This window comes from Xanthomonas sp. NCPPB 901 (genome assembly GCF_056725085.1).
On record NZ_CM161511.1, the window covers coordinates 2,769,663 to 2,794,908 of the forward strand.

Sequence of the window (25,246 nt, forward strand, 5' to 3'; positions counted from 1 at the left end):
CTGCAATCGACGCGACCAAACGCTCCCTTCGTCTAGTGGTTAGGACGTGGCCCTCTCAAGGCTAAAACAGGGGTTCGAGTCCCCTAGGGAGCGCCATCCTCGCCTCGCCTGCAGCGCAACACCGCAAAAACCCCGCCCTGGCGGGGTTTTCTGCGTTCTGGGGACCCGCAAGGCAAGCGACGGTGGGTCGGCACAAGGGGCGCAGGTACCGGCCGCCCCGGATGTGATGCGCCGCGGGCTTGCCCCCTTACCCCCACAAAAGTCCGTGGCCGCCAGGCTGCCCGGATGGTCGCGGCCCGTCAGGCCGTCGCCGCGGGCCGAGTCGTTCGGCCGACGGCAGGCAGCCGCCTGGCGTCGGATCTCAGTGGGCGGCCTCGGCCAATGCACCGGCCGCCGACGCGGTCTCCGCCACCGCATCGTGCGCGTGCAGGCTCTCCAGATGCCGCACCTGCACGCGCACCTCGGCGTAGCGCGCGCCCAGCGCCTGCTGCAGGCGCCGTGCGGCGTCCTCCACGTACATCAGGTTCTCGCCGTTGCGGCGCGCGAACGCCTGTTCGTCGGCGCGCCGCACCGCCGCCTGCACCGGCGTGGCCAGGGCCTGCTCGGCCAGCGCGATCACGCCCTCCGGGTCGAAACGCACTGCGCGTGCCGACACGCCGATCCGGATCGAGGCGACGCTGCGCTGGCTATGCGGGGTGGCGTGGCTGCCGTGCTGGAGCAACCAGTCCGCGACCGCCTCGCGCGGCAGCCACGCCTCGTCCGGGTGCTGCTGCACGAAGGCCTCGCTGAGCAGTTGCCGTGCCAACGCCGCCGAGCAGGGACAGGTCGAGGAGTACAGCAGATCCACGCCAAGCCCCAGGCGGACCACGTCGCCGCGCAGCTCGGCGTCGATCCGCAGCGGATACGCCCGCCATCCGGCCAGGCCCGGACTGCGCAGCGCCGGACTGCGGCGCAGCAGTTCCAGGCGCAGCGACACCCGTGCCGCGGTCGAGGCGCAGTCGGCGTGGCTGTGCACCATCGCCCGCAGCAACTGCGACAGCCGCGACGGCGACAGCGGCTGCTGCGCGCAGTCGTCGAGGAGGCGGTACAGCCGCGACATGTGGATGCCCTTGACCTGCGCCGACGGCAGGTCCACGGCGAGCGCGGCCTGCGCCGGCACCGCTGCCGGCATCCCACCCTCCCCCGCCTCCAGGCACAGCGGCAACGCGATACCGTCCATGCCGACCCAGTTCAGCGGGGCGGCGATCTGCGAGGGTTCATCGGTGGCGACATCGGGCAACGGCGGGGGCATCGGCAGGTTCATCGGATGGGCAAGGCGGCAAAGGAGCGAGGAGAAGGCGGTGGGAAAAGCTTCAATTGTTATAAAGTAACATATCGAGCCATCGCCACTCCACGGCACGCGTGCGGTGCCCGATGTCAGCTTCAACGGCCCCGACGACAGCAGCGCCCACGTCCTGCAGAGCGCACGACGGTGGGGGCCGAGATCAGCGGCGACGTCTACGCGGCGGCAGTGCGGCGACGCCGACCTAGGCCGGCGCGCTCGCCCGCGTGCCGCAGGCCGGCGACAGCCCGGTGGCCTTCTTCAGCCCGGCCGTGTCTGCTGTGCCAGAACTGAGTGCGGCAGCTACGACGTGCTGCTCGGCGACGACAGCCTGTATCGCGACGGCCCCGTGCCGGCCCTGGCGGGGACGTCGTGTCCAGTTGGGGCAGCGTGGACATGCTCGCCTCCAGCCGCGACCTGCAATGGCAGTGCGCCGGGCACGGCGCGCGCGCGCCGCGCCACGCCGCATCCGACGATGCCGGTGCGCCCTGCGCGCGCCGGCCTCCGCCTCAGCCCTGCATCTGCTCCAGTTCCTTGCCCTTGGTCTCGTAGACGTAGCGCAGCACGAAGAACACCGACAGGAACGCGGCCACGGTGTAGATGCCGTAGGCGCCGGCCAGGCCGATGCTGCCGAGCAGGATCGGGAAGGTCACGGTGATGGCGAAGTTGGACATCCACTGCGCCGCGCCGGCCACCGCCAACCCGGAGCCGCGGATCTGGTTGGGGAACATCTCGCCCAGCATCACCCACATCACCGGGCCCCAGGACATGTTGAAGAAGATCACGTAGACGTTGGCCGCGATCAGCGCCAGCCGCCCCATGCCCGGCGACAGCGCCAGCTTGCCGGCCGCATCCAGCGAGGCGCTGGCGAACGCGAAGGTCACCAGCGCCAGCGATACCGCCATGCCGGCCGAGCCGATCCACAACAGCGGCTTGCGCCCGACCCGGTCGATCAGCACCACGGTGATCAGGCAGGCGCCGATGCTCAGCGCACCGGACAGCACGTTGGTCAGCAGCGCGTCGCTTTCGGAGAACCCCACCGCCTGCCACAGCACCGCGCCGTAGTAGAACACCACGTTGATGCCGACCAGTTGCTGGAAGGTGGCCAGGCCGATGCCGATCCACACGATCGGGCGGATCTTGCCGGTGACCTGGCTGACCAGGTCGGACAGGCGCGGCTTGTGCTGGTCGGCCGACAGCGAGGCGGAAATCTCGGTCAGCTTGGTCTGTGCCGCGCGCGCGCCGTACAGCCGGGTCAGCACTGCCAGCGCCTGCTCGCGGCGGCCCTTCACCACCAGGAAGCGCGGGCTCTCGGGAATCGCCAGCAACAGCATCAGGAACGCCGCCGACGGCAGCGCCTGCATCCAGAACATCCAGCGCCAGGCCGGCTGCCCGAGCCACAGCGCCTCGGTGGAGGTGCCGGCGGCCTTGGCCAGCAGGTAGTTGCTGAGGAAGGCGCAGAACAGGCCGCCGATGATGGCGATCTGCTGCACCGTGGCCAGGCGCCCGCGGTAGCGCGCCGAGGCGACCTCGGCGATGTAGGCCGGCGACATCACGCTGGCCGCGCCCACCGCGAAACCGCCCATCATCCGCGCCAGCACGAACACCCCCGAGTTGTGCGCCGCGCCGGCGCCCAGTGCCGACACCAGGAACAGCGCCGCCGACACGATCAGCACCGTGCGCCGGCCCCAGCGATCGGCCAGCGAGCCGGCCAGGAACGCGCCGACCGCACAGCCCAGCAGCATCGAGGCGACCTCGAAGCCGGTGCCGGCGGAACTGGACTGGAAGGTCTCCTTGAGGCCGTCCACGGTGCCGTTGATGACGCCGCTGTCGAAGCCGAACAGGAAGCCGCCGATGGTGGCGACGCAGCTGATCAGGATGATGAGGCGGGTGTTCTCGCCGGCGTCGGCGTGGCGATCGATCGGAACACTGGACATGGGTTCACCTGGTGGCGTGCAAGGGGAGACGGCCGGCGGGCAGAAAGCGCGTGCGCGACGACGGCAAGCGCGCCGCCGCGCATCGGTTTCAGCGCAGCAGGTACTGGTTGATCAGGTTCTCGTAGGCTTCCTGGCGGCCGCTGCGCTGGGTCGGCTCGCCGGCCTGCGCGGCGTGCGCGACCAAATCCGCCAGCGTGCTCTTGCCGGTGGCGAAGGCCGCACCGGCGCCGCTGTCGAAGCTGGCGTAGCGCTCGCGGCGCCATTGCTCCAGCGGCGAGGCGGTGAGCAGCGCATGGGCCACTTCCAGGCCGCGCGCGAACGCGTCCATGCCGCCGATGTGGGCGATGAACAGGTCCTGCGGATCGGACGACTCGCGGCGCACCTTGGCGTCGAAGTTGAGCCCGCCCGGGGCCAGCCCGCCCTGCCGCAGCACCACCAGCATCGCGCCCACGGTGTCGTACAGGTCGACCGGGAACTGGTCGGTGTCCCAGCCGTTCTGCGGGTTGCCGCGGTTGGCGTCGATGCTGCCGAGCAGGCCGGCGTCGCTGGCCACCTGCAGGTCGTGCTCGAAGCTGTGCCCGGACAACGTGGCGTGGTTGGCCTCGATGTTGAGCTTGAAGTCCTGGTCCAGGCCGTGCTGGCGCAGGAAGCCGACCACGGTGGCGCTGTCGAAGTCGTACTGGTGCTTCATCGGCTCCATCGGCTTTGGCTCGATCAGGAAGTTGCCCTTGAAGCCGATGCTGCGCCCGTAGTCGCGGGCCAGGGCCAGGAACCGCGCCAGGTGCTCCTGCTCGCGCCGCATCTGCGTGTTGTGCAGGCAGGCGTAGCCCTCGCGGCCGCCCCAGAACACGTAGTTCTCGCCGCCCAGTTCCACGGTCGCCTCCAGCGCGGCCTTGACCTGCACCGCCGCGCGCGCGACCACGTCGAAGTCCGGGTTGGTCGCCGCGCCGTTCATGTAGCGCGGGTGCGAGAACAGGTTGGCGGTGCCCCACAGCAGCTTGACCCCGGTGTCGGCCTGGCGCTGCTTGGCGATGCCGACCATGTGCTTGAGGTTCTTTTCGTACTGGCCGATGTCCTCGGCGTCCGGCGCCAGGTCCACGTCGTGGAAGCAGTAGTACGGCACACCGAGCTTGGTGAAGAACTCGAACGCGGCATCGGCCTTGGCCTCGGCCATGCCCAGCGCATCGCTGCCGGCGTCCCAGGGATAGGCGCGCGTGCCCGGGCCGAACGGATCGGCGCCGTTGCCGCAGAAGCTGTGCCAATAGGCCACGGCGAAGCGCAGGTGCTCGGCCATGGTCTTGTCGCCGATACGCTTGCCGGCGTCGTAGACCTTGAACGCCAGCGGATTGTCCGAGGCCTTGCCTTCGAACGGAATGCGGCCGATGCCCGGGAAGTATTCCTTGGCGCCGGTGTAGACGGAAGTGCTCATCACGAAGTCCTGGTGCGTTGCGGGGGAAAGGGAATCACGCGGCGTACAGCGGGCCGATGGCCTGCAGATGCCGGCGGAAGCTCTGGTAGTGCGCCTGGTACTGCGCGCCGCGCTGCGCATCCGGCTGCGCGGACCGCGCCGGGTCGTCCTGCTGGTGCCGCAGCACCACCTCGGCCAGGCTGGCGCGCTCGCCCTGCGCCCAGCCATCGGCCCACAGCGCCTGCAGCGCGGCGCCGAACGCCGCGCCCTCGGCCTGCGCCGGCACGTGCACCGGCAACCCGAACAGGTCGGCGATGAGCTGGCGCCAGCCGGCGCTGTTGCTGCCGCCGCCGGTGAGGGAGATGGCATCGAACTGCAGGCCGGCGTCGACGAAGGCGTCGAAGCCGTTGCGCAGGCTGTAGCTGGCCCCTTCCATCGCCGCACGATAGAAGTGCGCCGGCGTGGTGTTGTGCAGGTCCATGCCGGTCAGGCAGCCGCGCGCGGCCGGCAGGTCCGGTGTGCGCTCGCCGTTGAAGAACGGCAGCAGCACCAGCCCGCCGGCGCCGGGTTCGGTGGCGGCGAGCAACTCTTCGCCTTGCCCGGTCCGGATGCCGAACAGGCGCGCGATGGTCTCGGTGGCGACGGTGCAGTTCATCGTGCAGATCAGCGGCAACCAGCCGCCGCTGGAAGAGCAGAACGCGGCCCAGCGCGCCTGTGCGTCCACCACCGGGCGCTCGGCATAGGCGAACAGCGTGCCCGAGGTGCCCAGGCTCATGCTCAGCCGCCCGGGCACCACGTTGCCGGTACCGATCGCGGCCATCATGTTGTCGCCGCCGCCGGTGGCCACGCGCACCTCGCGCGGCAGGCCCAGCGTCTGCGCCGCCGCGGCGGACAGGGCGAAGCTGGTCTCGGTCGGCACCAGCGGCGGCAACGCCGCGGCCAGGTCGCGCTGCGGGTCGATCGCCTGCAGCAGCGGCGCCGACCACTGCCGGGTGCGCACATCCAGCCAACCGCTGCCGGAGGCATCGCCGACCTCGGTGTAGCGCTCGCCGGTGAGCCAGAAATTGACGTAGTCGTGCGGCAGCAGCACCGAGGTCATCGCGGCATAGGCCTCGGGGCGATGCTTGCGCGTCCACGGCAGCTTGGAAGCGGTGTAGCCGGCCAGGATCGGGTTGCCGGCCAGTTCCACGCAGCGCTGCGCGCCGCCGACCGCATCCATGATCTCCTCGCACTCGCGTTGGGTGCTGGTGTCGCACCACAGCTTGACCGGCGCGGTGACCTGGCCCTGCGCGTCCAGCGGCACGAAGCCGTGCTGCTGCCCGGACACCGCGATCGCCCGCACCTGCGCCCGCTGCGCGGCGCTCAATGCGGCGAAGCAGGCGACGATGCCGTCGATCCACCACTGCGCCTGCTGCTCGCGGGTGCCGTCGTCGCGGCTGATCAACTCCAGCGCATGGCCGTGGGTGGCCACCACCTGCCGGCTGCCGGCATCGTAGGCGAGCAACTTGACGCTCTGCGTGCCCACGTCCAGGCCGATGTACAGACTCATTGCCCTACCCGCCACATCGTGCGTACCGCCAGGTCCATCGTCGCTCCAGGAAAAGATCGGCGCACCGGGCAGCGCGCCAGGGACGGAGTGTAGTGCGCTTGTGCGCGTTGCTCCGCCGCGCATGATGCTGGCCGTTCTCGCAGCCGGCCAGCGCCGCACGCGCGGCGCTGCAGTTGTACGGCGGACGCCGTTTGCCTGCAGTCAAACATAGCGCGCGAAGACGGTAGCAACGCGCCGTCCCGCCGGGATTGGCCGCCGTGCATGTGCAGATCGCACGCGCTGTGCGCAGCGCGGAGCTGGCCGCACATGCGTGCCGAGCGGATCCACACACGCCACCGTTTTGATGCACTGCGCAAAGCACATGCGCAAAGCGTGCGCATAGTGCGCCGGAGCACGGTCGACCAGTGCATCCCTTCTCCCACCGGGAGAAGGTGCCCCGCAGGGGCGGATGAGGGTGCGGGCAGAGCCTGCGCGCGGTAAGGGCCTGTGCTGGTTGAGGGCGCCAGCGCTTCGCGCCGTCCCCTCACCCCAACCCCTCTCCCGGTGGGAGAGGGGCTGAATGCGCCGCAGCTCCCTGCTTCTCTGCGCTCGCAGCGATGACGCGGTTGCGGTCGCGCATGCGCTTCGTTGCATCGCCAACCCACGCAGCACGCCACGATCGCCAGCATGCGGCAACCGGGGTGGACGCCGCCGCGCGCGCGTCGCGCTAGGCTCATCCCGCCCCTACCACGGCGGCATGGGCGCTGCCCTTGCGTGGCACCTGCAAGGGCTGGCCGCGGTACTCCACGCTGGCGTCCGCCTCGGGTTCCAGTGCACCGGCGTCCTTGCGCGGGCCGTCGACGAAGCGCACGTGGATAGCGCGCCGTTCCTGCATGCCCGGCCAACGGCCTTCGCGGGCGCCGATGCGCAGCACGCCCCGCGCCTGGTCCCACTGCAGCGGAATGCGGCTGAATTCGCCCTTCTCGTAGCCGTAGCCGGTGCCGTCGTCCTCGTACAGCGAGAAACGACCGTCGGCGCCGGTGTAGACCACCACGGTCAGCGGCGCCTCCGGCGTTTCGTCGACGTACTGCTGCACGCGGGTCATCGGCACGATGGCGCCGGCGCGCACGAACAGCGGCATGCGCTGCAGCGGCGCGGGCGCCTCGATGGTCTGGCCGCCGGCGTGGCGCACGCCACTGTTGAAGTCGATCCACTCGGTCCCCGCCGGCAGGTATACCGGGCGCGAGGTCGCGCCGAAGCGGGTCACCGGCGCGACCAGGAACGCCGGCCCGAACAGGTACTCGTCGTCGATGTCGGCGACCTTGGGATCGTGTGGGAAGTCCATCGGCAGGCCGCGCAGGATCACCCCGTCGCGGTGATAGGTGTCGCCGGCGAGCGTGTAGATGTACGGCAGCAGCGCGTAGCGCAGGCGGCTGTAGTACGTCATGCTGGCGTAGTACGGCGTACCCTCCGGCGCGATGTTCCAGATCTCGCGGTACGGGAACTGGCCGTGCGAGCGGAACAGCGGCACGAACGCGCCGAACTGGAACCAGCGTGTATTGAGTTCGCGCCATTCCGGCAGGTGCGCCGGGTCCTGGGTCTCGTAGCGCTTCTCCACTGCGAAGCCGCCGATGTCGAAGGTCCAGTTCGGCAGGCCCGACATCGACAGGTTGACGCCGGCGGAGATCTGCTCGCGCATGTCCTCCCAGCGCGAGGCGATGTCGCCGCTCCACACCGCTACCGCGTTGCGCTGGACGCCGGCGTAGCCCTTGCGCGACAGGATGAACACGCGCTTGCCGTCGGCGGCACGATCGCCGGCATAGACGCCGTGGGTATGCGGCAACGGGTAGGCATTGAAGAATTCGGTGGACGGTCCCAGCGCGGTCGGCGTGGTGCGCGCCTTGCGCTCGGCGATGTCCAGGTTGGAGTGCACGTCGGGCTCGTCGGCATCCAGCCACCAGGCATCGATGCCCTTGCGGTTGAGTTTTTCGTCGATCTGCCGCCAGTAGATCGCCTGCGCGTCGGCCGCGTACGGATCGTAGAACGCGTTGGTGTAGCCCTTGCCGATCCAGTCCAGTTCGCCCACGGCGACATTGCGCCGGTAGATGTGCCCGGCCGCGTCCAGTTCCTTGTAGTGGGCGGTGGTCGGGTAGAACTTCGGCCAGACCGAGATCATCAGTTGCGCGTGGCTGGCGTGCACCGCCTTGACCATGCCGTCCGGGTCGGGAAACCGGCTGCGGTCGAAGTCGTGCGAGCCCCAGGCGTTCTCCGGCCAGTACGACCAGTCGAGCACGATGTTGTCGATCGGCAACTGGCGCCGGCGGTACTCGGCCAGTGCGCCGAGCAGTTCGTCCTGGGTCTTGTAGCGCTCGCGGCTCTGCCAGAAACCGTAGGCCCACTTCGGCAGCAGCACCGCCTTGCCGGTCAGTTGCCGGTAGCCGGCGATGACCTGGTCGGCGTTGTCGCCGGCGACCACGTAGTAGTCGATCATCTGCCCCGCTTCGGACCACAACGACAGGTCGCCGGCCTCGGCCGCCGGCAGCGGATCGCGATGCAGCAGCGCGATGTAGCTGGGGTCGATCAGGTCCCACTCGACCTTGAGGGTATGCCGCTGGCCGGGCTGGAGCTGCAGCGCGAACTCGTGATGCCAGGGATTCCAGTTCTGCCGCCAGCGGTCGATCAGCAGTTTGCCGTCGACCCACAGCCTGGCGTACTCGCTGGCATACAGCGAGAAGGTGTGCGTGCCGCCGCGCGCGGCCTCGACCTGGCCTTCCCAGCGCACCTGGACGCGGCGCTTGTCGCCGGGCTTGGCGGCCGCGGGAAACGTCGCCAGGTCCTTGATGTACTGATAGTCGATGTCGGGCTCGCGACGCTCCAGCACCGGCTTGCCGTCGATGGCGTAGTGCGCGGTCAGCGCACCGGGCTTGCCGTGCGCGTCGTACAGGCGCAGCGACGCCGGCAGCGGTTGCAGCCCGCGCGGATCGCCGAAGCGGGTGATCGCATTGTTGTCCCAGAGGATGCCATAGTTGCGACTGGACACCAGGTACGGCACCGCCATGTCCAGATTGCTCTGCAGCAACTCGATGTCGTGGCCTTTCTGGTTCATCCAGCCCTGCTGGTGCTGCCCGAACCCATAGAAGGCCTCGTCGGGCGGCGAGACGAAACGCTGGCGCACGCTCAGGTAGTGGCGCCCTTCGACCTGCAGCGGTGCGAAGCTGCGCCCGCCCGCCACTTCCGCCAGCAAGGGCGTGCCGTGCGCATCGGCGAAGCCGACATGGCCATCGACGGTGGACACCTGCGCGGTCAGCCTGGCGGTCCTGAGTTCCACCGTCTCACCGTGTTGCTCGAGCGCGAAGCCAGTGTCGCCTTGCACCGGCACCCGCATCAGGCTGGGCGTGCGCTGGAACGTGCCGGTCGGATCGGCGCTGACCCGGACGATGCCGCGGTCGATCACCTGCAGGCGCACCGGCGCTGCGCCCTTGGCGCTGGGATGCACGGTGACGCCATCGGCATCGCGGGTCACCTGCTGCGCGGCAGCGGACGCGGCGACAAGCGACAGCGACAGCGACAGCAGCAACAGGCGCGGCAACGAGGGCAGCAGGTGACGGTTGGCGTTGTGCATGTTCACTCCCTTGGATCATCACGCAGCGCGGCGCCACAGGCGCCGACGCGTCATCAGTAGGTCGCCAGCGTGACGCGCAGCAACTGCGGTACGTCGGAGAAATTCAACCCGTAATCGGTCTGGTCGCCGTTCCAGTTGCGCCGGAATTGCCAGTGCTCGCCGTCGTACACGCCCTCCTCGACCCGGTCGTAGAGCATGTTGGCGGTCGCCGCGCTGGCCGGATGCAGGGTCACCCGCGCGTGCTGGGCGGTGACCAGGAAGGTGTCCGGACCGAGCTCGGCGATCAGCGCCGCGCCGATCGGCGTGGGATTGCCGGGCGGCTCGCCCTGGAACCAGAACTGCGGCACGCCATAGGTGACGGTGGCGCGCCAGCGCGCGTTGAGCGGCAGCTCCTGCACCGCCTGCCCCGGCGCCTCGGCGGTACCGTGCAACTTGCCCGCGGCGGCGGCCTTGGCGAACACGCGCATGCCCATGCCCACCGCGCGGTAGCCCAGCGCGAACGGCGCCAGCGCCTGCGCGTCCACCCGCTTGGCGCCGAGCGGATAGTTGGAGTAGCCGCTGTAGTCGATGCCGAAGGTCGACCAGCCGATGCCGTCGTGGCCCAGCGCCGGATACAGGTAGCGCGCGTACTCGGGGCGGTTGCCGGTCTCGGCGACGAACAGCGCGTTGTCCGCTCGCGCGTAGCGCTGCAGCACCGTGGTGTACAGCGGGTACTCGGGCATGTAGATGTCCGGCGCCAGCAGGTCGATGTGCGGCGCCGCCGCCTTCCAGACGTCCAGCACGTTGTCGGTGGGGCCGCCGCTGGCGTACTGCCCCGGCTGGCCGGGATTGAACGGGCCGCGCAGCGCCGCGTTGACGTAGATCGGCAAGGGATACGCGGCCTTGCCGGCCTCGGCGAGGCGGTCGATGAAGCGCGCGATGTGCCAGGCGTGGAAGATCTCGTCGGCATCGGCGCCGAACACCTGCGCCCAGCTGCCCGGCGGCTTGCCGAGCCGCTGCAGCAGGGCCGGCGGCACCGGGCCGTCGAACACGCGCTGCGCCATCGGCGAGAAGTCGCGCACGCTGCCGTAGGTGCCCGGTTCGTTCTCCGCCTGCACCAGGATCACGGTGCGCTGCGGGTCGGTCTGGCGCAGATGCCGCATCAGCGCGACGAAGGCGGTGCGGTCGGCCTCCAGCGTGGCCGGCGCCAGCGGCGACAGTGAACCCAGGCGCCGCCCGTCGCGGGCGACCACGCGCGGAAAGCGCGCATCGTCGGTCTTGACCCAGTGCGGCGCGTAGTTGGGACCGTTGTTCTTCCAGGTGCCGAACCACAGCAGCACCAGCCGCACCCGCTGCGTGCGCGCCTGCGCCAACAGAGTGTCGACGAAGGAGAAATCGAAACGGCCTTCTTCCGACTCCACCTGCTCCCAGGCGATCGGCACCTGCACCGTGTTCGGCCCCAGCGCGCGGATCGCCGGCCACACCTGCGCCAGCGCCGCCGGATAGTTGCTGGAGTTGTTGACCTGCGCGCCCAGGATCAGGAACGGCGCGCCGTCGACCAGCAGCGCGTGGCGGCCGTCGCTGCTGACCAGGCGCGGGATCGGCGCCCCTACCGGCGCCGAGGGCGCGGCGTTAGCGGCGCCCGCGCGCGCCGGAGCCGGCGGCGCATCCGGCGCAGCCTGGCAGGCGGCCAGCAGCAGCGGCAGCAGGCACGGCAGCCGCCAGCGGCGGCGCGACGCGCGTGGCGGAGACCCGATTCCTCGCATGCGGCGCGTGCCCTGCCTCACCAGCTGTCGGTGCGGAACGGGCCCACCGGCAACTGTTCGCGGTTGACCAGGTTGGCATCCTCGGGGTTCTCGCTCCAGGCGTAGCGCAGCGCCTGCGGCTGCGGCACCTCGGCGCTGCGGACCACCACCTGGTCGCCCTCGATGCGCGCCTGCGCCGGGTGGAAACGACGATCGGCACCGGCCAGGGCGAAACCGCGCAGCGTATCGCCGCCGCCGCGGACCGCCAGATTGCTGCCCATCATGTCGAACACCACCCGCGCCTGGCCGTCGGCGAACGTGGCACGCGCGAACACCGGCGCGCTGTAGACCAGCGTGTCGCCATAGGCCACGTGCCGCGCGACCAGCGCCAGGCGATGCCCCACGTCCTGCTTGTTGGTCGGATGGATGTTGTCCGGCATGCCGATGTCGATGGTCACCGCCTGCCCGGTCGCCGGCAGCGCCAGCGTCCTGGTCTGCGATTCGCGCAACTGCGCCCACGGGCTGAGGTCGCCCTGGTCGTTGCCGGCCTTCCAGTTGGCCAGTTGCACCCACAGGAACGGCAGTTGCGGCTGTCCACGCTCCTGCCGCCAGCGCCCGATCAACGAGGCGAACTGCTCGCGGTAGCGCAGCGCGCCGTATGGGTAGGCGTTGCTCTCGCCCTGGTACCAGATCACGCCCTTGACCGGGAACGACTGCAAGGGATGGATCATCGCGTTGTACAGCAGCGTCGGGACCTGGTTCTTGTCGTCGTTGGCGGCCAGCGTGACCTTGCCCGGGCGGAACCGCCAGTCGCCGGCCAGCGCGCGCGGCTGGCCACCGTCGGGCTGCACGAAGAACGCTGCCGCATCGCCGGAAATGCCGCCGAAGCCGCCGGTATCCACGATCCGGATCGCGATGTGGTTGGCCCCGGCACGCAATGCCGACGGCGGCACGCGGTAGCGGCGCGGCTCGGTGTAGCGCCCTTCGGTCTGGCCGACTTCCACGCCGTTGACATAGGTGGTGTCGGCATCGTCGGCCGGCCCGATGCCCAGGACCGCGCCGGCCTTGGCTTCGGCCGCGCTCAAGGTGAAGCTGCTGCGGTACCAGGCGACGCCGTCCATGCCGACATAGCCGTGCTGCTCCCACAGCCCCGGCAGCGGCTGGCGGTCCCAGTCGCGGTCGTCCAGATCGGCGGCGGCCCAGCCTGCATCCGCCTCCGCTGCGGCCGGCTGCGGCCAGCGCGCCAGGCGCCGCCGGGTCTCGCCCAGGTCCTGCGCGTCCTTGGCCTGCATCTGCGCGATGCGCGTGCGCAGCTGCGCCGCGTCCACGCCGGGCGAGGCCGCGTCCATCCACGCCTCGATCGCGCTGCCGCCCCAGCTGCTGTCGATGATGCCGATCGGCACCCCGGTGTGCTGGCGCAGGTCGCGCGCGAAGAAATACGCCACCGCCGAGAACGCGCCGGCGGTGGCCGGCGTCGCCGCGACCCAATTGCCCCCCGGCAGACGCGGCTGCGGCTGCGCCGCCCAGGCCTTGGGCACCTTGAAATTGCGCAACTGCGGATCGGTCGCCGCCGCCACCTCGCGCGCGCCGTCGCGCGCCTGCGCCAGCGGCCACTCCATGTTGGACTGGCCGCTGGCCAGCCACACGTCGCCGATCAGCACGTCGCCGATGCGGCGCCGGCTGCCGTCGCCCTGCACCTCCAGCACGTACGGGCCACCGGCCGCATGCGCCGGCAACTGCAACTGCCAACGGCCGTCGGCACCGGCGACCGCGCTGGCGCTGGCCCCGTCCAGGCACGCCTGGATGCGCGCGCCGGGCGTGGCCCAGCCCCACAGCGGAATCGGCGCATCGCGCTGCAGCACCGCGCCGTCGTCGAACAGCAAGGGCAATTCCAGCGCGGCCGCGGCCGGCCAGGACGCACTCGCCAGGGCCAGCAGGGCCAGGCGGCGAACGGTGGGGAACAAGGGAACGGCCATGAGCGGATCCTGCGTCGGGGGAAGGGCCGGTACGCGGTCCGCCTGCCTCGCCGCAAGCGGACCGGGTGCCGGACGCGGCGTGGCGCCTACCAGTTGGCGCGCAACACCAGCGAGTAGCGGCGGTCGTTGACGAACCAGCTGCGCGTGTACAGGCGCGGGTCGACTTCGCCGTCGCTGTAGGAGGTCGGCCCCATCAGCACCTTGGTCACCGAATTGGTGAGGTTGTTGGCCTGGATGCCCAACTGCAGGTGCGGCGTGAACCGGTAGAACACCGAGCCGTCGAGCTGGCCGTAGTCGTCCGACCAGGTCGGCAGCTTGGTCGCCACGTCGCTGGCGGTGAGCAGGTAGCGCGAGCGCCAGTTGTAGGCCAGGCGCACCGACAGCGGCCCCTTCTCGTAGATGCCGGCGAGGTTGTAGCTGCGCCGCGACAGGCCTTCCAGCGGCAACGCCACGCCGGTCACGGTGGTCTTGGTGTACGGATCGGTGGCCGTGTTCACGCCGCCGCTGCTGTCGACGAAGGTGAAGTTGGCATTGACGCCCAAGCCGCTCATCCAGCCCGGCAGCGAATCGAAGAACTGGGTGTAGCCGTACTCGAAGCCGCGGATGCGGCCCTTGTCCATGTTGTACGGGCGCGTGACCAGGAAATCCTGGCCGCCGTAGTTCTCGGTGACGGTCTGGTTGGAGAAGTAGTCCTTGACGCTCTTGTAGAACAGCGTCAGGTACATCATGTCGCTGCTGTCGAAGTACCACTCCAGCGCGGCATCGTACTGGTCGGCCTTCATCGGCTTGAGGTTGGGGTTGCCGGCGGTGCCGGTCCATTCCTTCGGCGTGCCGTCGTCGTTGAGGGTCGTGGCCAGCAGCAGGTAGGGCTGCAACTGGGTGTAGTCGGGCCGCGCCATCGCCTTGGAGGCGGCCAGGCGCAGCTGCAGCGCATCGGAGAACTTGAAGCGCACATTGAGGCTCGGCAGCACGTCGGTGTAGCGGCCACGCGCGTTGTTCGGGAAGTACTGCCCGTTGTACTGGGCCTTGAGCGCGTCCGGGGCCGAGGTGGCGGACAGATCGGGATACTGGCCGTAGCCGGCCGCCTCGGTCCTGGTCTGCACCACGCGCACGCCGATGTTGCCGTCCACCGGCACGCCCAGCGCCTCGTCGTTGCCGAAGTACATCACCATGTACGCGGCCTGGGTGCGCTCGAACTGGCGGTTGGTGTCCTGCAACTGGTACTGGTCCGGTGCCCAGCCATAACCGCGCAGCGCGACGATCTGCTCGATCAGCGCCGAGGTGCCGGCGTAGTCCTTGACCGCGCTGTTGCGCGGGAAGACCAGTTGCGTCGGCACGTTCACCTTGCCGCGGAACAGGTTCGAGTAGCTGTACAGCGACGACGAAGCGGTCATGAAGCTGGCCAGGTCGGCCAGGCCGGTGCTGGTCCCGGGGATGGTGGCCCAGTTGTCGCTGATCACGCCCCAGTTGTAGCCGGAGTTCTTGTTGGTCTGGGTGCGGTCGGTGGCGCGGATGCCGGCGCGGAAGGTGCGCAGCCACGGGTTGTCGTCGTAGCTGTATTCCAGGTCGAAGCGCGTGGCCAGCTCGCGGCCGCGATTCTTCGCCAGGTGGTCCATCGCCGCGCTCCAGAAGTAGTTGGCGGGGTCGGTGGTGTAGCCGGGGTCGGCCAGGGTCACGGCCGGGTAACGGCCGCCAAGATCCACGTTCAGGCCAGGCAGGTAGATCGAACTGAACAGGGTGAAATCCAGCACGTCGCTCTGCGAGCGCACCAACTGCATGTCGCCGCGCACGGTCAGCCGGTCGGTCAGGCGATGGGTGAAGCCGCCGGACAGGTCGGACGTGGTGGCGCTCTGCTGGGCGTAGCGGTTGTCGGTGTAGAAGCGCACGCCGTCGTTGCCGGTGACGTTGCCGCGCCAGGAGGTGGACACCGGCGAGCCGCTGACGAAGCGGCCTTCACTGTCGTAGGTGAAGGTGGTGCCCGGCGCCGGCACGATGGCGTTGGTGTCGTCGTTGAAGAACGCGGCGCGGTCGCGCCAGTTCATGTCGTAGGACGAACGCAGGTACTGCACATAGAGGTCGGTGGCATCGCTGGGGCGCCACTGGAACGCCGCCGCCACGCCCTTGCGCTTGCGCTCGAAATCCATCTGCCGCCAGTTCACCCCGCCCGGTACGTAGACCTTGTCGAACGTGGTGCCGGCCAGCAGCGCAGGATCGGTGCGGCGCACGAACGGCTCGACCTGGATGCCGTCGCTGCGTGTGGCCAGCTCGGAGTTCGCGACATCGAGCATGAGCCCCATCTCGCCCAGCCCGGTGTTCCAGCGATCGCTGAACAGGAACGAGCCCGAGGGCTTGTAGGTCTTGCTCAGATCGCCGTAGTTGGCGTCGGCGGTGAAACCGATCACCCGGCCGGGCTGGTCGAACGGCATGCGCGTGCGCAGGTTGACCGTGCCGCCGAGGCCGCCTTCGATGATCTCGGCCGACGGGTTCTTGTACACGTCCACGCCGGCCATCAGTTCGGCCGGCACGTCCTCGAAACTGAGCCCGCGCCCGCTGGCGGCGCTGAAGCTGTCGCGGCCGTTGAGTTCGCCGCGCACCTGGGTCATGCCGCGGATCATCACCCCGCTGCCTTCGGCCGAGAAGTGGTCCGGATCGTTGCGCGCCATGAAGTGGTCGATGGTCACGCCACTGACCCGCTGCAGGGTCTCGGTGACGCTGCGGTCCGGCAGCGCGCCGATGTCCTCGGCACTGACCGAATCGACGATCTGCTCGGCATCGTGCTTGATCGACTGCGACTTGATCAGGCTGCCGCGCACGCCCTGGACCTGGACCGCGTCGAGCTGGGTCACGGGGTCGTCTTTCTGCCGGGCGGCAGGCGATGCGGCCGCGGGCGCCGCCTCCTGTGCCGACGCCTGCGCGCCGAGCAGCAGGCCGATGCTCAACGCGATGAGGGAGCGCGGCAAAACGCGGGGACGGCGTGACGCTGCGGTCGGCCAGGCCGGACCACGGGGATGCTGCGATGCCATGCTGTTTTCCCTCCCAGGAACATGCACACGGACACGGGCGACGGTCGCCAACGGCGCCGTCCTGCGAGTTGTGACGGCCTCGGTCTCAGCCGCCGCCGTATCGGACTGCGCCGCTGCGCAGATCGGCAGGCCGGTCGCTATCGCGATCGGCCGAGACTAGAAATGCGGTTTGCGTGAAGCAAATGAAAGTTTCACGCCGAGCTATGCGATTCCAGACTAGCGGGATGCGTACCACAGCATGGTGACGGCAGCGGATTCGGCATGAGCGCGTGCGTCTGCAGCGTCTGCGGCAACCTCGCTCAGAGACTCCCCGCGCGCTCGGGGTACAGCCGCTTGGCCGCGTTGCGCAAGGCCAGCAACACGCGTTCGGCCCCCGGCGGCAACAGATAGTCGCGGCGGCGCACGATGCCGAACGATTCCATGCGCACGCCCAGCGCGATCGGCAGCACCGTCAGCAGCTTGGCCTGCACGTACGGCGCCACCGCCTCGGCCGGCAGCGCGGCCAGCAGGTCGCTGCCGCGCAGCAGGCTGGTCATCACCGGCAGCGACGAGGTCTCGATGACGTTCTGCGGCGCCGGCACCGCGTGCTCCAGGAACATCGCGTCCAGGCGCGCGCGCAGCACACTGTCGGCCGGCGGCAGCACCCAGCCGTAGCGGGCCAGGTCGGCATGGCGCAGATCGGCGCGGGTGGACAGCGGATGACCGGCGCGGGCGATCACCGAGTGCGGCTCGTCGGCCAGCGGCTCGAACTCCAGCGCCTCGGCGCCGTAGGGGCCGAGGATGCGCCCGATCACGATATCGAGCTGGCCGTCGAGCAGCTTGCCCACCAGCGGCCGGCTGTAGTCCATCTCCACCCGCACCAGGATGCCGGGAAACTCGCGCTTGACCTCGGCGATCGCCTGCGGCACCAGGTTGGTGCCCGGATTGACCACGGTGCCGATCGAGACCTGGCCCATGCGCCCTTCGCACAGCGCGGCGATCTCCTCCTGGGCGCGGCCGATTTCGGACATCGCCGCGCGTGCGCGGCGGATCAGCACCTGCCCGTACCAGGTCGGCTCGACCCCGCGCGCGTGGCGTTCGAACAGCTTCACCCCCAGCAGGTCCTCCATTTCCGCCAGCAGCTTGGACGCCGCCGGCTGGGTCATGCTGGCCGCCTCGGCCGCGCGCAGCACCGAGCGATGCTCGTGCAACTGCAGCAGCAACAACAGGTGCCGGGTCTTCAGGCGCGCGGCGTTGAACCAGGGGTTGGCGGAAGCATTCATCGTGAGCAGGCGTCCTGAGGGCGGCGCCGCCTATTCGGCGGCGGAATAGAATATGCCTAAAATTTCATTTGCAGAGCATAGCTCACGCGCGCAGGCTAACCGCCCATCGCGCCCCCCGCTGGCGTCGCCGCCGTCGGGCACCGCCCGTCGGCAGCGAAGGCAGCCGGGTTGGCGCCAGCGCGCCGACGCACGGGCGCGGACCGCGGCCGCCGCCGTCCGGTCCCGCCGCTGCGCCGCGCTGGCCGGGCGCCTCCGTCACTGCCGCTTCCCCAGGTACTCCGATGTCCGCCGCCTCCCCGTTTCGACTCCCGCTGATCGCGATCCTGCGCGGTCTCACCCCCGAGGACGCGCTGGCGCACGTCGGGGCGCTGGCCGATGCCGGCTACGACGCGATCGAGATCCCGCTCAACTCGCCGCGCTGGGCCGACAGCATCGGCCCGGCCGCGCAGGCGTTCGGGCAGCACTGCTGGATCGGCGGCGGCACCGTGCTGCAGATTGGCGAGGTCGACGCCCTGGCCGACCTCGGCGCGCGCTTCATCGTCACCCCCAACACGCGCCCGCCGGTGATCCGCCACGCGGTGGCGCGCGGCCTGCAGGTGGTGGCCGGCTTCGCCACCGCCACCGAGGCGTTCGACGCGCTGGATGCCGGCGCGCAGATGCTCAAGCTGTTCCCCGCGGCGACCTACGGCCCCGGCCACGTGCGCGCCCTGCGCGCAGTGCTGCCGGCGCAGGTGCCGCTGTTCGTGGTCGGCGGCGTCAACACCGAGACCCTGCACGACTACCTGGGCGCCGGCGCGATCGGCGCCGGCATCGGCGGCGAGCTGTACCGCCCCGGCCAGTCGCTCGCACAGACCCAGGCGCACGCCGCCGCCTTCCGCCACGCCTATCTGGACCGCGCATGAAGATCGTCCGTCTCACCACCTACCACGCCGCGCCGCGCTGGCTGTTCCTGAAGATCGAGACCGACGAAGGCATCACCGGCTGGGGCGAGCCGGTCATCGAAGGCCGCGCGCGCAGCGTCGAGGCCGCGGTGCGCGAACTCGGCGACAGCCTGATCGGCAAGGACCCGGCGCGGATCAACGACATCTGGCAGATGCTCTACCGCGGCGGCTTCTACCGCGGTGGCCCGATCCTGATGAGCGCCATCGCCGGCATCGACCAGGCGCTGTGGGACATCAAGGGCAAGGCGCTGGGCGTGCCGGTGTACGAACTGCTCGGCGGGCGCGTGCGCGACCGCATGAAGACCTACCGCTGGGTCGGCGGCGATCGCCCGGCGGCGACCATCGCGCAGATCCAGGACTACCGCGACCTCGGCTTCGACACCTTCAAGTTCAACGGCACCGAGGAAATGAAGCTGATCGACGGCCCGCGCGCGGTCGATGCGGCGGTGGCCAAGGTGGCGCAGATCCGCGAGGCGTTCGGCACCGCCATCGACTTCGGCATCGACTTCCACGGCCGCGTCGCCGCGCCGATGGCGCGCGTGCTGCTGCGCGAACTGGAACCGTTCAAGCCGCTGTTCGTCGAGGAGCCGGTGCTGCCCGAGCAGGCCGAGTACTACCCGCGGCTGGCCGCGTCCACGCCGATCCCGCTGGCCGCCGGCGAACGCATGTTCTCGCGCTTCGACTTCAAGCCGGTGCTGCAGGCCGGCGGCCTGTCGCTGCTGCAGCCGGACCTCTCGCACGCCGGCGGCATTACCGAATGCCTGAAGATCGCCAGCATGGCCGAGGCCTACGAGGTCGGCCTGGCGCCGCACTGCCCGCTCGGCCCGGTGGCGCTGGCCGCCTGCCTGCAGGTGGACTTCGTCTCGCACAACGCGGTGCTGCAGGAACAGAGCATCGGCATCCACTACAACGAAGGCGCCGACCTGCTCGACTACGTGCTCAACAAGGACGACTTCGCCTGCGACAATGGCGGCAGCATCGCCGCATTGCCCAAACCGGGCCTCGGCGTGGAAATCGACGAGGAGCGCCTGCGCCATGCCAACGCCAACCCACCCGACTGGCACAACCCCATCTGGCGTCACGCCGACGGCAGCATCGCCGAGTGGTGAGCCGATGACCGCCGCGTCCCCCGCCCGCCACACCGCCACCCTGGCGGTGGACAGCCGCTGCGCGCATGGCGAGGGCATGCTGTGGTGCGAACGTCGCGGCGTGCTGTTCTGGGTCGATATCAGCGGCCGCCGCCTGTGGCGCCACGATCCGTCCAGCAACGTCAGCCGGCATTGGGACCTGCCCGACCGCCCCGGCTGCCTGGGCCTGTTCGACGACGGCCGCCTGCTGCTGGCGCTGGCCAAGGGCGTGTACGCCGCCGATCCGGATGCCGCCGCCGACGCCGACAGCGCGCTGCCGCTGCAACACCTGGCGGACGTGGAGCCGGAGCGCGACGACACCCGCAGCAACGACGGCCGCGCCGACCGCCACGGCAACTTCGTGTTCGGCACCATGAGCGAGCGCGCCGACCAGGCACCGGTCGGCAGCTTCTACCAGTGGTCGGCGCGCCACGGCCTGCGCCGCCTGCCGCTGCCGGGCGTGGCCATCCCCAACGCGATCTGCTTCAGCGCCGACGGCCGCACCCTGTACTACTGCGATTCGGTGCAGCCGCGCATCCTGTGCTGCGACTACGACCCGGACACCGCGCACACCGCCAACAGCCGCGTGTTCGCCGAGCTGGACCACCCCGGCGCCGAGCCGGACGGCGCCATCGTCGACGCCGAAGGCCACCTGTGGAACGCGCAATGGCGCGCCTGGCAGGTGGTGCGCTACCGCCCCGACGGCAGCGTCGAGCGCCGCGTCGCTCTGCCGGTCAAGCACCCCACCTGTCCCACCCTCGGCGGCGCCGACGGCGGCACCCTGTACCTGAGCACCTCGCGGCAGGATCACAGCGAGGACGAATTGGCACGCACGCCGCAGGCCGGCGGCGTGTACGTCGCCGCGGTCGGCATCGCCGGCCTGCCCGAAGGACGCATCGCCAGCGCATGATCGTCGTCGATTGGGGCACCAGCAGCCTGCGCGGCTATCGGCTCGACGCCGATGGCGGCATCCTCGAACAACGTCGCAGCGACCAGGGCATCGCCGCCTGCCAGGGCCGTTTCGCCGCGACCCTGGCCGCGCTGATCGACGGCTGGGACGGCGACGTCGTCCTGTGCGGGATGATCGGCAGCCGCAACGGCTGGATCGAACTGCCGTACGCGCCCTGCCCGGCCGACGCCGCCGCGCTGGCCGCGGCGATGCAGCCGCTGCAGGATCCGGCCCTGCCCGGCCGCACGCTGTGGTTCGTGCCCGGCGTGGCCAGCGCCGCCGCTGCCGTGCCGGACGTGATGCGCGGCGAGGAGACCCAGCTGATCGGCCTGCTCGCAGAGCTGGCAGCGCAATCGCCGGGCGCCGACGTCCACCACGTCTGCCTGCCCGGCACCCACAGCAAGTGGGTGACGCTGCAGGACGGGCGCATCGCCTCGCTGGCGACGATGATGACCGGCGAACTGTACGCGCTGCTGCGCACGCACAGCCTGCTGGCGCGGCTGATGGACGCCGACGACGGCGCCTTCGATGCGGCCGCGTTCGATGCCGGCGTACAACGCAGCGGCGACCCCGGCGGGCTGCTGCACCATCTGTTCGGCGTGCGCAGCCTGGGCCTGTTCGAACGCCTGAGCGCCGCGGCGGCGCCGTCCTACCTGTCCGGCCTGCTGATCGGCCACGAACTGCGCGCGCACGCCGCCTTGCCGCCGGTGGTGCACCTGGTTGGCGGCAGCGGCCTGCTGGCGCGCTACGCGCATGCGCTGGCCGCGCTCGGCAGCAGCGTGCGCACCCACCCGGAGGACCTGGCCGCGCGCGGCCTGTACCGGCTGGCGCAGCAGCACGGCGGCCTCGCCGGCTGAGCCGCGCGCGCCGGCCAAGGCCCGCGCGGCCGCCGCTTTGCATTAGAATCTCCGGGTTAATCGCCGGATCGAGCCATGCCTTTCGTCGTCACCGAAAACTGCATCAAGTGCAAATACACCGACTGCGTGGAAGTGTGCCCCGTGGATTGCTTCCACGCCGGCCCGAACTTCCTGGTGATCGATCCGGACGAGTGCATCGACTGCACCCTGTGCGAACCGGAATGCCCGGCCAACGCCATCTATCCCGAAGACGACGTGCCGGCCGGCCAGGAAGGCTTCGTCGCGCTCAATGCGGAACTGGCCAAGGCCTGGCCGGTGCTGACCACGCGCCAGGAACCGCTGCCCGACGCCGCCGAGTGGGACGGCAAGCCGAACAAGCTGCCGCTGCTGCAGAAGTAACCGCGCGACGGCCGCAGGCGCGGCTTCGGCCGCGACGGATGTCCCGGGGACACGCGGTCGCGGCTGAAGCCGCTCCTACAAAAGACGAAACGGGCGCCCCAGGGCGCCCGTTTCGCGTTTTGAGCGCGGAAAGCCGGGCTCCGATCCATAAACCACTATGGGATTCGGCCTTGGCCGCCAACGCCACCGACGCTTCACCGCTAGCAGGCCGCGCAATCAACCGCCAAGACGTACACCGGCATCCACCGCCATGACGCGGTCGCAGGAGCGGCTTCAGCCGCGACCGAGATGCCCAAGCGAAACGTTGGCGGCCGAAGCCGCATCTTGGCCAAACGAAACGGGCGCCCAAGGCGCCCGTTTCGCATTCGGAACCGCATTGCGTCCGGCGCACGCGCCGGACCGCAACCGGATCAGTGGCCCAGCTTGGCCTTCAGCGCCGCGATCAGCTTGACCGGCGCCTCGCCGTTGGCCGGCAGGCCGCGCGGGTCCACCGCCGAGACGTACACGCCGGCATCCACCGCCACCACGCGCACCAGGAAGTTGCTGCCCTCGTAGGCCACGTCGTAGGAGCCCAGCAGCTGCGCGCGGCTGGCGATGGTCACGCCGGGAATGGCCCCCAGCGCGTCGCCGACCTGGCCGAACACCTGCTCGCGCGCACCCGGCACCACGAAGCCGCTGTTCGACGCCGCCGGCGCCTGGCCGGCCGGAGCCGCGGGACGCTGCGTGGAGGCCAGCGCCGGCACCTTCATCGCCGCCGAGGTGTCGGGCGTGGTCAGATCCGGCGGCACTTCCAGCGGGCGCATCTCGGGCGCCAGCGCGTAGTCGCCGCGCGGCTTGCCCTTGTGGAACCAGCTGCAACCGCTGGTGGCCGCGACCATGGTGGTCGCCAGCACGGCGGCCGACAGCACGCGGACGTAGGGAACGGAAGCACGCATCAATCAATCTCCTGGGGTCAGGCCGCGAGCGTTTCGCGGCTGGATAGGTCTTCCAACGCGACAGCGTCGGCGGCAAGTCGGTCGGCCGTGGCGTGGTGCGCCGCGGACAGCGGCAGCAGCGGCAGCCGCAGGCCCTGGCCGATCCCGGCACGCTGCAGCAGCGCCTTGACCGGGATTGGGTTGGATTCGATGCCGCAGAACGCATGGAACGGCTGCAGCCGCGCGTCCCAGGCCTGCGCCGGCTCGGCCTGGCGCGCGCGCGCCAGGTCGCACAGGCGCCGGTAGGCGCGCGGCAAGGCATTGGAGGCCACCGAGATCAGCCCGTCGAAGCCGGCCAGCATCGCCTGCGCGGCGCTGCCGTCGTCGCCGCTGAGCACGGCGAAGCGGTCGCTGCGCAATGCGGCCAGCGCGGCGATGCGCTGCGGGTCGCTGCTGGCGTCCTTGATGCCGACGATGTTCGCGTGCTGCGCCAGCTGCGCCACGGTCTCCGGCAGCAGGTCGCAGCCGGTGCGGCCGGGCACGTTGTACAGCACCACCGGCAGGCCGCCCTGCTCGGCGACCTGCGTGTAATGCGCGATCAAGCCGGCCTGGGTCGGGCGCACGTACGGCGGGGTCACCACCAGCGCGTACTGCGCGCCGTTGGCGGCGGCGCGGCGGGTCAGCGCCACGGTCTTGGCGGTGCCGGACAGGCCGGTGCCGGCCAGCACCGGCACGCGCCCGCCGATCGCCTGCACCGCCTCGCGCAGGATGCGGTCGTATTCGGCGTCCAGCAGCGTGGCCGCCTCGCCGGTCGAGCCGGCTACCACCAGCCCCTGCACGCCGCCGTCGAGCTGGCGTTTGAGCAGCCGCTGCCAGGCGTCGAGGTCGAGGTCGCCATTGCCCTGGAAGGGCGTGGCCAGGGCGGTGATGATGCCGGAGAGGGACAAGATGCCGGGTGCTCGCTGGGAGATGAGGGCCACGCAGGGCGCGCGGACGGTTCGACCCCGCACGCGAGGCAGGGTCGCCCCGCATGTTACTTGCGGCCCGAAAGCGCGGGCAAGTATGCTGCACACCATGCCGGGCAACCGCCCGGATGCCGTTCAGCCTTACGCAATGCCGGAAGCCCCTTTGACCGACACCACGCCCCGGCCCGCGCCGACCGAAAACCACCTCCTGATCAACGCCTACACGACGCATCCGGAGTCGCCGCTGTTGCCGGTGACGCGTCGCATCGCCGACAGCGGCTGCAATCTGGTCGATGCGCGCCTTGCCACCGTCGGCCGCGACGTGTCGGTGACCGCGCTGGCGACCGGCTCGTGGGACTCGGTGGCCAAGCTGGAAGCCATGCTGACCCGCCTCGACCGCGAGGAAGGCATGAAGCTGGTGTGGTACCGCACCGGCGCCAAGCAGGCGCAGTCCAACCTGCTGCCGTATATCGTCGAAGTCATCGCCGCCGACAAACCGGGCATCCTGTTCCAGTTGGCCGACTTCTTCGACCGCCAGGGCATCACCATCGAGAACCTGCAGAGCACGCGCTACCGCGCCATGCAGACCGGCGCGGAGATGTTCTCGGCGCAGGTGACGATCGGCGTGCCCGCGAACATGCACATCGCCGCATTGCGCGACGACTTCCTCGAGTTCTGCGACCACCTCAACCTGGACGCGATCATGGACCCGATGAAGTTCTGAGCCGCGCTGGACACCGACGCAATCGAACGCAGATGATGGCGATGCACGCGGAGGACACCCGATGAAGGACGGCGACACCCTGGAGCGCAGCACGCTGGCCTTGCCGCTGGCGCTGTCCGGCGGCGCCAGCGCCACGCTCGGCGATTACGCCGGCCGCTGGCTGGTGCTGTATTTCTACCCGAAGGACAGCACGCCCGGCTGCACCACCGAAGGCATCGAATTCAATGCGCTGCTGCCGCAGTTCGAGCAGGCCGGCGCGACCGTGCTCGGCGTGTCGCGCGACTCGGTGAAGTCGCACGACAACTTCTGCGCCAAGCAGGGTTTCCGCTTCGCCTTGGTCAGCGACGCCGACGAAGCGCTGTGCCGCGCCTTCGACGTGATCAAGGAAAAGAACATGTACGGCCGCCAGGTGCTGGGCATCGAGCGCAGCACCTTCCTGATCTCGCCGACCGGCCAACTGGTCCGCAGCTGGCGCAAGGTCAAGGTCCCCGGCCACGCCCAGGCCGTGCTCGACGCGCTGCAGGCCGCCGCCCAGCAGTGACCACTGCCGTTTCCCGTACCCCGCATCG

18 protein-coding genes and 1 tRNA gene are annotated in these 25,246 nt (G+C 70.2%); 8 read left to right on the top strand and 11 right to left on the bottom strand.

The window, feature by feature from the left end; all coding sequences use genetic code 11:
- The first annotated feature begins 21 nt into the window (after nt 1–21).
- Nucleotides 22–96, top strand: a tRNA-Glu gene (locus tag AC1PME_RS11555).
- A 265-nt stretch (nt 97–361) separates the two neighbouring features.
- Here AC1PME_RS11555 and folE2 read toward each other — a convergent pair.
- From folE2 to AC1PME_RS11600, 9 genes are all read right to left on the bottom strand, one after another.
- A complete protein-coding gene (gene folE2 / locus AC1PME_RS11560; RefSeq protein ID WP_481095954.1) occupies nt 362–1,291 on the bottom strand; it encodes a GTP cyclohydrolase FolE2 in 930 nt (309 codons plus the stop codon).
- A gap of 539 nt (nt 1,292–1,830) precedes the next feature.
- Complete coding sequence (locus AC1PME_RS11565; protein ID WP_481095955.1) at nt 1,831–3,258, bottom strand: sugar porter family MFS transporter; 1,428 nt, start codon at nt 3,256–3,258, stop codon at nt 1,831–1,833.
- An 88-nt stretch (nt 3,259–3,346) separates the two neighbouring features.
- Nucleotides 3,347–4,687, bottom strand: coding sequence for a xylose isomerase (gene xylA / locus AC1PME_RS11570; RefSeq protein ID WP_481095956.1), 1,341 nt, complete (start codon nt 4,685–4,687; stop codon nt 3,347–3,349).
- Nucleotides 4,688–4,721: 34 nt separating this feature from the next.
- Nucleotides 4,722–6,215 (bottom strand): xylulokinase, encoded by a 1,494-nt coding sequence (gene xylB / locus AC1PME_RS11575; RefSeq protein ID WP_481095957.1) that lies wholly within the window; start codon nt 6,213–6,215, stop codon nt 4,722–4,724.
- A 712-nt stretch (nt 6,216–6,927) separates the two neighbouring features.
- Nucleotides 6,928–9,816, bottom strand: coding sequence for a TIM-barrel domain-containing protein (locus AC1PME_RS11580; protein ID WP_481095958.1), 2,889 nt, complete (start codon nt 9,814–9,816; stop codon nt 6,928–6,930).
- Between the two features lie 53 nt (nt 9,817–9,869).
- Nucleotides 9,870–11,561 carry a DUF5597 domain-containing protein gene (locus AC1PME_RS11585; protein WP_481095959.1) on the bottom strand — a complete coding sequence of 564 codons (1,692 nt, stop codon included), beginning with the start codon at nt 11,559–11,561 and terminating at the stop codon, nt 9,870–9,872.
- A 17-nt stretch (nt 11,562–11,578) separates the two neighbouring features.
- Nucleotides 11,579–13,516, bottom strand: coding sequence for a sialate O-acetylesterase (locus AC1PME_RS11590; RefSeq protein ID WP_481095960.1), 1,938 nt, complete (start codon nt 13,514–13,516; stop codon nt 11,579–11,581).
- An 86-nt stretch (nt 13,517–13,602) separates the two neighbouring features.
- Nucleotides 13,603–16,539, bottom strand: a complete 2,937-nt coding sequence (locus tag AC1PME_RS11595) for a TonB-dependent receptor (RefSeq protein ID WP_481095961.1) — start codon at nt 16,537–16,539, stop codon at nt 13,603–13,605.
- A 299-nt stretch (nt 16,540–16,838) separates the two neighbouring features.
- Nucleotides 16,839–17,801, bottom strand: coding sequence for a LysR substrate-binding domain-containing protein (locus AC1PME_RS11600; protein ID WP_307550773.1), 963 nt, complete (start codon nt 17,799–17,801; stop codon nt 16,839–16,841).
- A 281-nt stretch (nt 17,802–18,082) separates the two neighbouring features.
- On the opposite strand from AC1PME_RS11600, the gene AC1PME_RS11605 reads away from it, so the two are divergent.
- The 5 genes from AC1PME_RS11605 (at nt 18,083) to fdxA (ending at nt 22,074) form a co-directional block, all read left to right on the top strand.
- On the top strand, nt 18,083–18,703 hold the full coding sequence (locus tag AC1PME_RS11605) for a 2-dehydro-3-deoxy-6-phosphogalactonate aldolase (protein ID WP_481095962.1): 621 nt from the start codon (nt 18,083–18,085) through the stop codon (nt 18,701–18,703).
- Nucleotides 18,700–19,851, top strand: a complete 1,152-nt coding sequence (gene dgoD, locus AC1PME_RS11610; RefSeq protein ID WP_481095963.1) for a galactonate dehydratase — start codon at nt 18,700–18,702, stop codon at nt 19,849–19,851. Before AC1PME_RS11605 ends, dgoD begins: the two co-directional genes overlap by 4 nt.
- Nucleotides 19,852–19,855: 4 nt before the next feature.
- Nucleotides 19,856–20,779, top strand: coding sequence for an SMP-30/gluconolactonase/LRE family protein (locus AC1PME_RS11615; protein ID WP_481095964.1), 924 nt, complete (start codon nt 19,856–19,858; stop codon nt 20,777–20,779).
- Nucleotides 20,776–21,675, top strand: a complete 900-nt coding sequence (locus tag AC1PME_RS11620; RefSeq protein ID WP_481095965.1) for a 2-dehydro-3-deoxygalactonokinase — start codon at nt 20,776–20,778, stop codon at nt 21,673–21,675. The genes AC1PME_RS11615 and AC1PME_RS11620 overlap by 4 nt, the downstream gene beginning before the upstream one ends.
- Before the next feature lie 75 nt (nt 21,676–21,750).
- Nucleotides 21,751–22,074: a ferredoxin FdxA gene (fdxA, locus tag AC1PME_RS11625; RefSeq protein WP_017909525.1), complete on the top strand. Its 324-nt coding sequence runs from the start codon at nt 21,751–21,753 to the stop codon at nt 22,072–22,074.
- 410 nt (nt 22,075–22,484) lie between these two features.
- Here fdxA and AC1PME_RS11630 read toward each other — a convergent pair whose 3' ends face one another.
- Together AC1PME_RS11630 and dapA are read right to left on the bottom strand one after the other, a co-directional pair.
- Complete coding sequence (locus AC1PME_RS11630) at nt 22,485–23,009, bottom strand: hypothetical protein (RefSeq protein ID WP_481095966.1); 525 nt, start codon at nt 23,007–23,009, stop codon at nt 22,485–22,487.
- 17 nt (nt 23,010–23,026) lie between these two features.
- Nucleotides 23,027–23,935 carry a 4-hydroxy-tetrahydrodipicolinate synthase gene (gene dapA / locus AC1PME_RS11635; protein ID WP_481095967.1) on the bottom strand — a complete coding sequence of 303 codons (909 nt, stop codon included), beginning with the start codon at nt 23,933–23,935 and terminating at the stop codon, nt 23,027–23,029.
- 166 nt (nt 23,936–24,101) lie between these two features.
- Here dapA and AC1PME_RS11640 point away from each other — a divergent pair, with 166 nt between their 5' ends.
- Together AC1PME_RS11640 and AC1PME_RS11645 are read left to right on the top strand one after the other, a co-directional pair.
- A complete protein-coding gene (locus AC1PME_RS11640; protein WP_087943489.1) occupies nt 24,102–24,677 on the top strand; it encodes a glycine cleavage system transcriptional repressor in 576 nt (191 codons plus the stop codon).
- A 61-nt stretch (nt 24,678–24,738) separates the two neighbouring features.
- Nucleotides 24,739–25,218, top strand: coding sequence for a peroxiredoxin (locus tag AC1PME_RS11645; protein WP_254458182.1), 480 nt, complete (start codon nt 24,739–24,741; stop codon nt 25,216–25,218).
- Nucleotides 25,219–25,246 lie beyond the last annotated feature (28 nt).